The sequence below is a fragment of the Desulfurobacterium atlanticum genome, assembly GCF_900188395.1.
Classification (GTDB): Bacteria; Aquificota; Aquificia; order Desulfurobacteriales; family Desulfurobacteriaceae; genus Desulfurobacterium_A; species Desulfurobacterium_A atlanticum.
In genome coordinates this window covers 1-12,553 of sequence record NZ_FZOB01000009.1, presented here as the reverse complement: position 1 = coordinate 12,553, position 12,553 = coordinate 1, and the positions used below count along the sequence as shown (strand labels likewise).

Annotated in this window: 13 protein-coding genes; 8 read left to right on the top strand and 5 right to left on the bottom strand. The window is 36.7% G+C overall.

Annotated features, from left to right (window positions below):
• Positions 1 to 258: a hypothetical protein gene (locus CHB58_RS06575; RefSeq protein ID WP_089323317.1), complete on the top strand. Its 258-nt coding sequence runs from the start codon at positions 1 to 3 to the stop codon at positions 256 to 258.
• Positions 255 to 623: a HEPN domain-containing protein gene (locus CHB58_RS06570; RefSeq protein WP_089323316.1), complete on the top strand. Its 369-nt coding sequence runs from the start codon at positions 255 to 257 to the stop codon at positions 621 to 623. Before CHB58_RS06575 ends, CHB58_RS06570 begins: the two co-directional genes overlap by 4 nt.
• Here CHB58_RS06570 and CHB58_RS06565 read toward each other — a convergent pair.
• From CHB58_RS06565 to CHB58_RS06555, 3 genes are all read right to left on the bottom strand, one after another.
• A complete protein-coding gene (locus CHB58_RS06565; RefSeq protein ID WP_089323315.1) occupies positions 598 to 1,233 on the bottom strand; it encodes a tyrosine-type recombinase/integrase in 636 nt (211 codons plus the stop codon). The two genes, CHB58_RS06570 and CHB58_RS06565, sit on opposite strands and share 26 nt — an antisense overlap.
• A gap of 113 nt (positions 1,234 to 1,346) precedes the next feature.
• Positions 1,347 to 2,576, bottom strand: a complete 1,230-nt coding sequence (locus tag CHB58_RS06560) for a hypothetical protein (RefSeq protein WP_089323314.1) — start codon at positions 2,574 to 2,576, stop codon at positions 1,347 to 1,349.
• 11 nt (positions 2,577 to 2,587) lie between these two features.
• Positions 2,588 to 2,788: a helix-turn-helix domain-containing protein gene (locus CHB58_RS06555; protein ID WP_089323313.1), complete on the bottom strand. Its 201-nt coding sequence runs from the start codon at positions 2,786 to 2,788 to the stop codon at positions 2,588 to 2,590.
• 198 nt (positions 2,789 to 2,986) lie between these two features.
• Here CHB58_RS06555 and CHB58_RS09190 point away from each other — a divergent pair, with 198 nt between their 5' ends.
• Genes CHB58_RS09190 through CHB58_RS06535 form a run of 4 tightly spaced genes read left to right on the top strand, consistent with a single transcriptional unit; the run spans position 2,987 to position 7,409 of the window.
• Entirely contained in the window at positions 2,987 to 3,778 is a 792-nt protein-coding gene (locus CHB58_RS09190; RefSeq protein WP_089323312.1) for a septal ring lytic transglycosylase RlpA family protein, read from the top strand.
• Positions 3,779 to 3,789: 11 nt separating this feature from the next.
• Positions 3,790 to 5,352, top strand: a complete 1,563-nt coding sequence (gene nadB / locus CHB58_RS06545) for an L-aspartate oxidase (protein WP_089323311.1) — start codon at positions 3,790 to 3,792, stop codon at positions 5,350 to 5,352.
• A gap of 16 nt (positions 5,353 to 5,368) precedes the next feature.
• Positions 5,369 to 6,349: an ADP-ribosylglycohydrolase family protein gene (locus CHB58_RS06540; RefSeq protein WP_089323310.1), complete on the top strand. Its 981-nt coding sequence runs from the start codon at positions 5,369 to 5,371 to the stop codon at positions 6,347 to 6,349.
• Positions 6,342 to 7,409 (top strand): SLC13 family permease, encoded by a 1,068-nt coding sequence (locus CHB58_RS06535; RefSeq protein WP_089323309.1) that lies wholly within the window; start codon positions 6,342 to 6,344, stop codon positions 7,407 to 7,409. Before CHB58_RS06540 ends, CHB58_RS06535 begins: the two co-directional genes overlap by 8 nt.
• Before the next feature lie 11 nt (positions 7,410 to 7,420).
• On the opposite strand, the gene CHB58_RS06530 is transcribed toward CHB58_RS06535, so the two are convergent.
• Positions 7,421 to 8,614: a TsoY family (seleno)protein gene (locus tag CHB58_RS06530; protein WP_089323308.1), complete on the bottom strand. Its 1,194-nt coding sequence runs from the start codon at positions 8,612 to 8,614 to the stop codon at positions 7,421 to 7,423.
• A 545-nt stretch (positions 8,615 to 9,159) separates the two neighbouring features.
• Positions 9,160 to 10,698 carry a 2-isopropylmalate synthase gene (locus tag CHB58_RS06525; RefSeq protein ID WP_219350093.1) on the bottom strand — a complete coding sequence of 513 codons (1,539 nt, stop codon included), beginning with the start codon at positions 10,696 to 10,698 and terminating at the stop codon, positions 9,160 to 9,162.
• Between the two features lie 114 nt (positions 10,699 to 10,812).
• Between CHB58_RS06525 and panB the strand changes: the two genes are divergently transcribed.
• Positions 10,813 to 11,607, top strand: a complete 795-nt coding sequence (gene panB, locus CHB58_RS06520; protein ID WP_089323306.1) for a 3-methyl-2-oxobutanoate hydroxymethyltransferase — start codon at positions 10,813 to 10,815, stop codon at positions 11,605 to 11,607.
• Positions 11,607 to 12,356 carry an ATP-binding cassette domain-containing protein gene (locus CHB58_RS06515; protein WP_089323305.1) on the top strand — a complete coding sequence of 250 codons (750 nt, stop codon included), beginning with the start codon at positions 11,607 to 11,609 and terminating at the stop codon, positions 12,354 to 12,356. Before panB ends, CHB58_RS06515 begins: the two co-directional genes overlap by 1 nt.
• The last annotated feature ends 197 nt before the right edge of the window (positions 12,357 to 12,553 follow it).

The window sequence follows — 12,553 nt, the reverse complement described above, 5'->3', positions numbered from 1 at the left end:
ATGAAAGTAATTAAAAACCCTGCCACCGTAGAAGATAAAGACCTTGAAAGAGCTTATGAAATTGCTTTAAAGGTTTTAAAAGAAAAAGGATTTAAAGTTAAAGAAGTCCAGATGGCTATATCTCCATTTGCTCCAACTTATAAAAAGGCTATGATAATAGAAATCTCACCACACCCAAAAGATGTTTTTGAAATGGCAACGTTGAATGAATTTTTACAGGAGAAAATAGGACGCAAAGTAGGAGTTTCTCTGATATGAAAAGGTTTCCTTTGCAAATTCTCAATCTGTGCAGAACTTTGTTAAAAGGCCAGGGAAATGAAGGAATTTATAGGACAATAATATCTCGTAGTTATTACGCCGCTTTACTATACTCTGCATTATGGATTGATGGAAATCATAAAAAGGTTGATTGGGATAAAAAACATCTTCACCAGATGGTCCCTTCTCTTATAGGTCAATGGTTACCAGAACCATGGAATAAGAAGATTCCAAGTGTTATACATACTTTAAGAGAAAGAAGGGAAAATGCTGACTATCAACCGGCATTTAAAATAAAAAAGAATTATGCCAGGCAGGCTTTTAAGGAAGCTGAAACCATTATTTCCGTTCTTCAAAAACTTTAAGAATATCCTCTTTCATATCCTCAATGGTAAAATCAAGATAATGTTTCAGGGTATCGTAATCTTTATGTCCCAGTAATCGCCTTACATACTCCATATTTGAAGTTGACTTTAAAAGCTGAATAGCAAAAGCATGACGGAAAACATGGGGATGGAGCGGTTTATTTAAAGCTGCAATAGAAAGCTCTTTCACCAGCTGCCATGCTCTCTGCCTTGAAAAATCAAATAAAAGAAACTCATCACCTATAACCTCACTTATAACATACTCTCTTAAATAATCCTCTACCGGCGGAGGCAGTAAAACCTCTCTTATAAGTTCCTGTCCTTTCCTCTTTTTCAGCTGTCTTATAAGAATAGTTTTCTTAACAAAAGAAATATCCTTTTTCCGTATGGCCAGAAGTTCGGAGATTCTACAACCGGTAAAAAACAGCAAACCAAAAAAGCACACTTCCCGGAGAGTATATATAGGTCTGTATCCTTCCTTTAAAAGCTCTCTTTTTATCTTCCTGGCCTCATCACCTGAACCTGTAAACCTGTCCAGGACAAAATCCCATAACTTTTGGACCTCTTCCCAGGATGGTATATTTTCAAGCCTTAATCTACCTTTAGCCATTGTGTTCCTTTGTTTATCCCGTTATTTTTACAAAATCCTAATAATGTAAAATGACCGCAGGAGCGGCCATTTCATACCCTTTAAACCTACTATCCACCTTAAAAATACCTGTATTATTCCTGGCTTTCGCCTGAAGTCTCTCCTGTGGTATTCCTCTTATCCTGTCCTGAAATTCCCTCAATTTCGGCCTGTGCATTTTCCTGGATTCCTTCCTGAACCTCATCCATAACACAGAAAGAAATAAGTTCATTAACTACTTGCTTATGCCTGTTTATAGCTTCTATATACCCGGCAATGGTAAACCGTGGCACCGGTAAACCTTCTAAAACTTTCACCATATCATCGGCCGTTTTCATGCCATACCCATCAACCAGGGTAACAAATATATCTATTTCCTCATCACTTAAAGAGTTCCATATTTCAACCGCAGAGCGGCCACTTTCGGCCATCTGTAATATTCTCGTTCCCACAGCCACAATTTCCTGGATTCCTATTCCATTTTGGCCATTATTCACTACTTCCCCCATGTTAGTTGATTTTTCCACAGGTTTATCCACAGAAGGGGATAATTTCCTTATTTCCTTCTTGATTACCGGGACAGGATTTCTACCTGCCGCTTTTACAGAGAGAGCCTTGTTAACTATCTCAAGCGTCTTATTTAAAAGTTCAGGATTTGAAAGCACCTTATCAATCAGTCCACCGGCTCCGCCATATTTAGCACCCACAGCCTGAACGGCAAGCTCTTTTAATTCAGGGTCGTCTTTCGCAACCCTTATAAGCTCAAGAAGTTCATTTTTACTTGATATGGCTTTCTGTAATAGTTTCCATACCGCACCCCCTGCACTCATCAAAACGGCAGGATTGGAAAGGACTTTATCTACAAACTTATCTATAAAAGAACTCTCCCTTTTCTCGCCTTTCAACGTTTGCAGCAATAACTGAAACTGCTGTTGCTGCATTTGTAACATCATCTGAAACAGGGCTACCGTATCCGTTCCGCCGCTTTTTCTATCTTCTAACTTTTCTATCAATTCCCTTAAAAGCTCTATTGTCCCATCTGAACCCTCTTTTTTCTCTCCCGGTTCTTTAGGTTCACCTGCAACAGAAAAAGAAAGCCTCTTTTTCACCTTTCCGTCCGTGCCGTATAAAACTACCTGATACCTACCGCCTCCGTAAGTTTCCTTTATCCACTCTATAATATCTCCGCTTACCTCTTCCGGTAAATGTTTCCCTAAATAACTTCCATTTCTCCAGATTCCAAGCCTGCCTATTTCTCCTCGTAGCTCTTCAAAAGCCTGAATGGCAGGCTGTAAATCCACAACTCCGGTATTTTCCATTTCCATGTTAACCTCCCTTATAGCTGAATATCTCTTTTATTAGCATTCTTTTTTAAAAACAACAAAATCTCTTTTTCAGGTATCCAGTATTCCCGCCCTATCTGCACCGCTCCAAGTTTCTGGGTGTATATATACTGTCTTATAGTGTAAACACTCTTTCCAAGAATCCTGGCCACTTCATCTATTGAATACAACCGAATGCCCATTATCGTTTTCATTTTGCAAATTCCTCTTATTTTGTTGTTTGTTTTAATATATCACAAATTAACTGAAGACATTGAAAATCAACAACTAACCGTAATTTTAAGAAAAAGAGCCATAAGAGAAGTTTTTAAAATTTTCATAACTTTTATGGTTGACTTTTGCGGATTATATTACAATGACTGTCGTTGCAATTTTACTCCTGGAGAGTTTATATGAGAAGAGGAATACTGCTTTTTACTATTTTTTTTCTTTCAGGGTGTGTGTCTTTGGTAGGTCCAAATGATTATTCTGTAAAGGTAAAAAAAGAAGTAATATCCGAAGCATCTAAACGGAGGAAATTAAGAAAAAAAGAGACAGTTTCAGATAGCAAATTGAAAGCAGACAGGAAAATAGGATGTAAATCAACCTATAAGGTATGGGGAAAGGAGTATTGTGTATTAAAGCACAGTTACGGTTTTGAGGAAATTGGTATAGCTTCCTGGTACGGTCCAAATTTTCACGGAAAGAAAACGGCAAGTGGTGAAGTTTATAACATGTATGAAATGACAGCAGCTCATAAATCTTTGCCTCTTGGTACTTATGTTAAGGTTATAAATCTTGAAAATGGAAAGAGTGTTGTGGTTAAAATCAATGATAGAGGGCCTTTTGTTCCAGGCAGGATTATAGACCTTTCTTATGCGGCTGCGAAGAAATTAGGTGTTGTGGCTAAAGGAACTGCTAAAGTGAAAATCGTTGCTCTTGGAAGGAAAGAGGATGGACACTATACACCTGAAAATTATGAAAGGGGAAGTTTTTATATACAGCTTGGAGCATTTGAAAAGTTTGAGAATGCTGAAAAGCTAAAAAATAAGTTTGTTAAAAAAGGTATAAAAGCTAAGATTATTCAGGCTTTTGGCCTTTTTAGGGTTGTGGTCGGTCCTCAATTGACTTATGTAAAAGCTATGGAAGAGAGGGATAGATTAAGAAAAATTTATCCCGATGCTTTTGTTATCCGGGTAAATTGAGAGGTCTTGATATGAAACTTTTAAAAGATGTGAAAGTTCATGCATATCCGAAAGTTTATGATGCGATAGTTGTTGGAAGTGGGGCTGCGGGGCTTTTTTGTGCTTCAAAGCTTTCGCAGGTTGGATTGAACGTTTGTATATTGACAAAAAATACCGCTGATACGTCTTCAACAAAGCTTGCTCAGGGCGGGATTGCGGTTGCTCTTCCTGTAAATGATTCACCATCTCTTCATTTTGATGACACTGTAAAAGCTGGTGCTGGACTTGTTGATAGGAGGACAGCACTTATTCTTGTTGAGGAAGGAGTGAAAAGAGTAATTGACCTTATTAGAATGGGAGCAACCTTTGAAACGGACGAACTTGGGTTATTAAAGTTTACGAAGGAGGCAGCTCATTCTGTGCCGCGAATTGTTTACTATAAAGATAAAACAGGTGAGGAAGTTGAAAGGGCACTTCTTGATGCTTATAGAGGCGATATTATTGAGTTTGCTTTTGTAAAGGAGTTAATAATTAAAAACGGAAGATGTTACGGTGTGATTTTTGAAAAGGATGGTAAGCACTTTACCATTTATGCACCTGTTGTTGCTCTTGCTACAGGTGGGGCTGCTGGACTTTACGAAAAACATACAAATCCAGATACATCTACAGGGGATGGTATAGCGATAGCTCTAAGGTATGGAGCGGTTTTGAAAGATCTTGAGTTTGTTCAGTTTCACCCTACAGCTTTTGTTGAAGATGATACCTGTTTTCTTATTTCAGAATCTGTCAGGGGAGAAGGCGCAATTATTGTTGATTCTTACGGAAGGCGATTTATGGGAGATTACCATCCGTTGTGGGAGCTTGCTCCAAGGGATGTTGTTACCCGTGCTATTGAGAATCAGAAAAAGATAACAGGCGGGAAAGTTTACCTTGATTTTAGACCTATAGGAGAGAAAGGTGTAGATATATATGAAAGATTTCCAACTATTACAGAGAAGTTAAAACAGGTCGGTCTTGACCCTAAAAAAGATTTAATTCCGATTACTCCGGTGGCTCACTATTATCTTGGCGGTATCAGTGTGGATACTTTTGGTAGAACAAATATAAAAGGATTGTTTGCAATAGGAGAAGCTTCATGTACCGGTGTTCATGGTGCAAACAGGCTTGCAAGCAACTCTCTTCTTGAGTGTCTTGTCTTTGGAGAGAGAACAGCTTATGGTATGTATAGAGATTTAAGATTTTTATCACTTGATTTTAAGAAGGTTTCCTTTAAAAAGATATCGGCCTTTCCATCACAAAACAACTTGCAGGTTTATACCATGAAAGACCTTAAAAAAACCATGTGGGAATATGTTGGGATAATCAGAGATGGTGCTGGTCTGACAAAGGCTATAGATGTTTTTAGACAGATAATCCATTCAAGTTCTTCATTTGAAGTTAGAAACAGTGCTGTTCTTGCACTTGCTATGGCTATAAGTGCGATGAGAAGAGAAGAGAGCCGAGGGGGGCATTTCAGGAGAGATTTCCCTTATGAAAGAGAAGAGTTTAAATTTCACAGCACTTTTACATTTCAGGATCTTTTAAATTCAATTTGAGATGGAGGAATTTTCAATGGAAATTGACCTTTTGAAAAAGATAAAAGGTACCGTTTTTGGAGGAGCAATAGGAGATGCTCTTGGAACTCTTGTGGAAGAGATGGATAAATACACCGTTAAAAAGGCTTACGGCGGTCCGATTTTAGGATTTAGAGAACCTTCCGATTTAAGTGTTTGTCCTTTTTTAAGATTAGGGCACTACTCCCATGAAACCCAGATGTTTCTTATTGCACTGGAAGTTTATGCTGAAAAAGGGCGGTTTGATGAAACGTTTTACGTGGAGAAAATGGTTGAGTGGTTGAAAGATGAGAAAAATCACAGATATCCTGCAGGCGGCCATTTAAATGCGGCACTTGCATATAAGCAGGGAGCTTTTCCTGATGAGGCGAGGGTAAAAAGTTCAGAAGTTGATGGTGTTATTCCTGCTGTGGCAGCAGGGCTTTACGGATGGGATAGTAGTGAAGAGGCTTATAATGAAGGTTGTCAGGTGGTTTCTCTAATTTACAGTGATGAAATTTTAGTGGATTCTGCAGGAATTCTTGCTGTGGCTATCTCTTCAATTGCAGGAGGAAGGGTTTTTCTTGAAATGGAAGATGGGAAAATAGAATTTCTTGAAATGCTCCGCTCTTTTTCTCAGATTGAGATGGTTCGCTCCTATATTGACCTTGTGATGAATACTTTGATGGAAGGAGTGGAAGATATTGATGAACTTATTTTAAGATTTGGTAACGGAAATTTTGTTCTTGAGCCTTTATCTTTATCTCTTTATGTTTTTCTCAGATGGGGAAAAGACTTCAGAACTGCGGTTTTAAAAGCTGTTAATGCTTATGGAGAGTTTGGGGGAGATACAGATGCGATCGGTTTTCTTACAGGGGCTTTTTCTGGGTGCTATAACGGTATAGATGCAATTCCATCTGAGTGGATAGAGAAAATAGAGAACAGAAATTATTTAAATCTCCTTTCTGAAAAGTTTTTTGAAAAGATTAAAAATGGGTAAAATCTCTAAAATCATTAGAGATGAGTGGCTATTTTTCGTAGCAGTTACGGTTACGATTGTATCTTCTCTTGCCTTTAAGAGAATGCCTGAAATTACAAAAGACGATTTAAAAATACTTATTATTCTTTTTAATTTTCTTGTAATTACAAAAGGACTTGAAAAAAGTGGCCTTTTCGTAAAAATTGCATTCTACTTTGAAAAAGGGAACCCTTTCCTGAAACTTACACTATTATCGGGAATACTCTCAATGTTTGTAACAAACGATATAGCTCTGTTTACCGTTGTTCCACTCACCCTTTCCCTCTCTATTCCTCCGGAAAAGATAATGTTTCTTGTTATACTGGAAACGCTATCTGTAAATGGAGCTTCTGCGCTGACACCGTTTGGAAATCCTCAAAACATATTCATTTATTACTATTATCACCTGGATTTTACAAACTTTATAAAAGCAATCTTTCCGTTTTTCATGTTTTCTTTTGCTTTAATACTTGGGATAGCTCTATTATGGGAAAGAAAAGAGATAAAAATTACAGAAAAAAAATGTGAAGAAGAACTAAATAGAAAAAAAGCTGTAATTTACGGTAGCTTTTTCATAATGTTTATAGGCGTAATATTCCATATCTTTCCTATAGAGATAAGCATTATTCCACCACTTTTTGCCCTTTTTAAAGATAAAACCGTTTTGAGGAAAATTGATTATTTTCTTTTGCTTACATTTCTGGCGTTTTTCGGATTTACTTCAAACATTAGTTCAGCTCTTAGATTCTCTCTGTCAAATCCACACAAAACATTAATTTATAGCGCCTTCATAAGCCAGATAATAAGTAATGTACCGGCAGCACTGTTGCTTGCAAAGTTTACGAACCTATGGAAAAGTCTTTTAATGGGTGTTAATGTAGGTGGATTTGGGACGCTTGTAGGTTCCCTTGCAAACTTGATAGCTTTTAAACTATTTAAAAATAAATTTAACAATTTAACGAGAAAGTATCTATTAACCTTTCACCTAATGAGCTTTTTACTGTTCTTTGTTTCTTTAATGTTTTCATTGTTAATAACTTAAAACGGGAGCTTTTAAGCCCCCGTTCGCCAAGCCTTTATAAGTTTTCTGTTTAATCTAAAAAGAACAATAATCGTTTTTAGCTGAAGGTATATAAGGGGAACATAGAGTAGCAGATAAACGACAGAAAACTTATAGATGAGTCCTGTTCCAACAAACCCTTTGTTTAGCAAGAAATTGAGCATAACAAAAAAAGCAACACCAGGGCATATAGCAGCGTAAGCGGTAACACTTTCACTCTTTCCGTCAATAAACTCTTTGAAATAGTTTATATGTTTCATTACCATGTAACCTAAAAGGCCGAAAAAGAGCTGAAGAGAAACAATAACCGTAAAAAGTACAAGATGCTGGGTAGGATGAAGGTGAACGTTAAAATTGTGGTGTAGTCCCATAGAATTTCTAAAAAAAGCAATACCAGCAACTGTCAAGATAGGGATAATAATCCACAGGGAAATAGAGGCTTCACGGTTTATACCATGTTTAAACATTGAGTGAAATCCGATAACAAGTTTGATTATTCCAAATACGGCTGCAACACTTAAAAATCCAATTGAAAAGACAATTCCTATTGCAGAAACAAAAGGATTGTGGCTCATAGCACCGGTGGCGGAAAAACCTACAGCTATCATTGTAAATGCAAATATAGAAAGCATCTGGCTTAAGCTATTGTTGCTTTCTGTGTCAAATCCGCCGAAAGCAACTACTTTTGAGATAAAGTCCATAAATATCTTTATGCCGTAAACTCCAATAGCAAAGAAAGCAAGTAGAGCAAATGGAAATATGTGTTCAACAACATTCCACAGGTGGGGAATAAATATAGCTCCAATTATAAAAAGCACGTTAACGGTCATCGCGTAAGTAAGAGGGATAGCCATCAATTGGATTTCGGCAGGAGATTTTTTTAAATCTTTAAACTTTTCTGTTTTCTTAAAGTAGGCATACTCCCTTATGTTCCACAACAACAGTTTAAAATGGAGAATCGCAAAAAAGGCAACACCTAAAACACCTACAACTACTACAAGTTTCTGGAAAGGTGAACCGCTATTTAAGACGTTGATGAGCGTATCATAAACAGGAATTGGATAACCTTTATGGGGTGTTAAAAACATCAGATACATAAAAAATGTTATAACCAAACCACCACTTCCAAGAGCAGCAAGATAGTAAAGAGGAGAATATTTCTCTCCTAAGTTTTTTCTGAAACTCATGCTTCACCTCTTTAAGGTTTTTGTATTTATTAATATATGCAAGTATTGATAGATTTGCAAGATACAATGAAAGAATATATAAAAGATAGATTTAAAATTCATACTTGAAAACAAATGATGAGATAAATAAGTAAACAATAAAACATTATTGGCACTTTAGTGTGAGCTTTCTGAAAAGTTGATATTGCTATCATATGATTTCTTTCTTATTCCAGATGTTGTCCAGTTAACTTTTTATAAAAAAATAAAATCCAAAGTTCAACATTTTTGCTTTCAAATTATTTTATTTGGAAACTTTTGCTGACAAGAGAACTATAGAAAGATTTATCTGAAAATGGGGTGAGTCGGAGGAAGTTTTAAAAAAGTGAAAAGACCTGCCTGCACAGGATGAATTTTTGAAAATTGAAAGCGAAAAGCAGGTGAAATATTTACAACTTTAAAGTAAATGAGGAAGTAAAGTTAGAAAACTTAGAAATATTATAACTTCTAAAGCTTTACAAAGAAAGATATAAAGGCGAAGTAATTTTCACTTCGCCTTACTTGCTTTAATGGTGCTTCTTTTTCCTCTTTTCCAGCCTGTCAAGAGCTTCAAGGAAAGCAAGGGCTGAAGCTCTGACTATGTCAGAATCAACACCTCTTCCGCTAACATTTATATCTTCAAACTCTATTGTAAGAAAAACTTCAGCAAGGGCATCTGTTCCAGAAGTTAAAGCTCTTATTTTAAAATCTTTAAGCTGTATCTCTTCTCCTATATTAAGTGCATTTTTTATCGCTTTATAAGTAGCATCAACAGGACCGTTGCCAACTGCAAGACCGAGCTTTTCACCGTGAGGTGTTTCTATTTTTACAGTTGCAGATGGGATTATCCCTTCTCCACTTACAGCTTGATTATATATAAGTTTGTAGTTCTTATCTTTTTCGGTATCCTCAAGTCCTTCAACTATAAGTTCTATGTCAATGTCAAATATCTCCTTTTTTCTTGATGCAAGTTCTTTAAACCTGTTGAAAGCTTCGTTAAGCTGTTCTTCAGAGAGTTTGATACCCATTTCATCAAGTTTTTTCTTAAAAGCATGCCTTCCAGAATGTTTACCAAGAACTATTTTTGATTCCTTAAGTCCTATATCTTCCGGCTTCATAATTTCGTAAGTCTCTCTATTCTCTAAAACTCCGTGCTGATGTATTCCTGATTCGTGGGCAAAAGCATTATCTCCAACTATCGGTTTTGTTCTTGAAATGATAATACCTGTTAGTCTGCTTACAAGTTGAGAAGTTCTGTATATCTGTGTTGTGTCTATATCTGTGTAAACTGGAAACTGGTCTTTTCTTACTTTTATTGCCATAACAATCTCTTCCAGAGCAGCATTCCCGGCTCTTTCACCTATCCCATTTATTGTACACTCAACCTGCCTTGCTCCAGCTTTTATCGCCATAAGGGAGTTTGCAGTGGCAAGGCCAAGGTCGTTGTGGCAGTGGACACTTATGATAGCTTTATCTATGTTCTTAACGTTTTCCTTTATTGCGGCTATTTTGTCGTGCCATTCATCTGGAATTGCATAGCCTACTGTGTCAGGTATGTTTACAACGTTTGCTCCGGCTTCTATTACAGCTTCAAGCACCTCATAAAGGTAAGAAAGTTCGGTTCTTACAGCATCTTCAGGTGAGAATTCAATTTCCGCTTTTCCTTCGCTGATTTCTTTTATAAGTTTCACAGCTTTTACGGCTCTTTTTAATACCTCTTCTCTTGACATTTTCAGTTTGTATTTAAGATGAATATCTGATGTAGCAATGAATGTGTGGATTCTTGGTTTTTCAGCTTCTTTAAGTGCATCCCAGGCTGTTTTTATATCGATTTCAACAGCTCTTGCAAGGGAACATATTGTTGATTTCTTAACTTCCTGAGAAATTCTTTTTATAGCCTCAAAATCTGCCGGAGAGCTGATTGCAAATCCAGCTTCTATTATATCCACTCCAAGGCGTTCAAGTTGTTTTGCTATCTGCACCTTTTCATCAACTGTTAAATTAACACCTGGAGTTTGTTCTCCGTCCCTTAAAGTTGTGTCAAATATGTAAACTTTTTCCACAATTGCCTCCTTTGTGTGGCAGTGCTGGTGATTAACAGTTAATATTATATTGTTGAGTTTTCTATTTCAAGTTGTAAAATCTCTATATGTTTAAGGTAAACTAAACTGAGGTGAAGGATGAAAAAAGTGACAACAAAAACCTTAAGAGAGATGAAGATTAACGGTGAAAAGATAGCTATGCTTACAGCGTATGATTACACTTCTGCTTTGATTGTTGATAATGCCGGTGTTGATGTTATTCTTGTCGGTGATTCTCTTGGGATGGTGATGCTTGGTTATGATTCAACAGTTCCTGTTACTATGGAAGAGATGGTTCATCATACTAAAGCTGTTGTAAGGGGAGTTGAAAGAGCGCTTGTTGTGTTTGATATGCCTTTTCTTTCTTATCAGACAGGCGTCAGGGATGCAATTTTAAATGCCGGTAGAGCTTTGAAGGAAACAGGCTGTGATGCGGTGAAAATAGAGGGGGGTATAGAGCAGAAAAGTACTATTAAAGCCCTTGTTGATGCAGGAATTCCTGTCTGTGGGCATATAGGTTTACAACCGCAGAGTGTAAATGTTTACGGTGGTTATGTTTTAAGGGGCAAAGGGGAAGAGAGAGAGAAGCTTATTGCTGATGCTAAAGCTGTTGAAGAAGCCGGTGCGTTTGCTGTTGTTCTGGAAAAAATTCCTTCAGACCTTGCGAAAGAGATAACAGAAACTCTTTCTATTCCCACTATAGGAATAGGTGCGGGACCGTTTTGTGATGGTCAGGTGCTTGTGTTTCATGATATGCTTGGAATTTTTGATAAATTTAAACCAAAATTTGTTAAAAGATATGCAGAACTGGGAAAAGAGATGAGAAGGGCTATTTCAGATTATGTTGAAGAAGTGAAGACAGGTAAATTTCCTGACAGGGAGCACTCTTACTAATGGTTATTCTTGAAGGGTTAAATATTTATAAATCTTTCCCTGTAAAGAAAAATTTTTTTGGCAAAGTTATAGAGAAAAAAGAAGTTTTAAAAGGTGTTTCTGTAAAGCTTGAGAAAGGAAAAACTGTAGCAATTATCGGAGAGAGCGGTTGTGGAAAATCCACTCTTGGTAAGATTCTTCTTGATATTGAAAAACCTGATAGTGGAAAGGTGTTGTATAAAGGGAAAGATATTACTGCTATGTCAAAGAGTGATTATTGGAAATATAGAGTAAATATTCAGGCGATTTTTCAAAATCCTTACAACTCCTTAAATCCCAGGATGAAGGTGTTTGATATAGTTTCTGAAGGATTAAAAATAAATTCTCTTTTTACAAAAGATGAATTAAAAGAAAAAGTTGAAGAGGCGGTTACTCTTGTCGGGCTTCCTTTTTCTGTTCTTAACTTTTATCCCCATCAGCTTTCAGGAGGTCAGAGACAGAGAGTGGCAATAGCAAGGGCCATTGTTATGAAACCTGAAATTATTGTAGCAGATGAGCCAACATCTGCTCTTGATGTTTCGGTTCAGTCTCAAATAATTAATCTTTTTCTTGAAATCCAGGAGCGGTTTAATATTGGCTATTTATTTATTTCTCACTCACCTGCTGTGGTTGATTCTATAGCTGATACAGTTTTTTTAATAAAAAACGGGACTATTCAAAATATAGAAAAACATGATTTGTTAAGTTTTGTGAGTTTTTTTGATTTCTAAACCTAAATTTTTTTTGTAATTTAACTTATTAGGTAGGGGGTGAGCACATTCTCCCCACCCTTTTCCAATACCCCCAGCCTATTAGCCACCACAAAAACATCCTCAAGCAGCACAACAGGGAAACAAGCAACATTAAGATTAAACAAACAATCCAACTTACTCTTTAAAACCTCAAAAGGCGTTCTCCCATTCATACC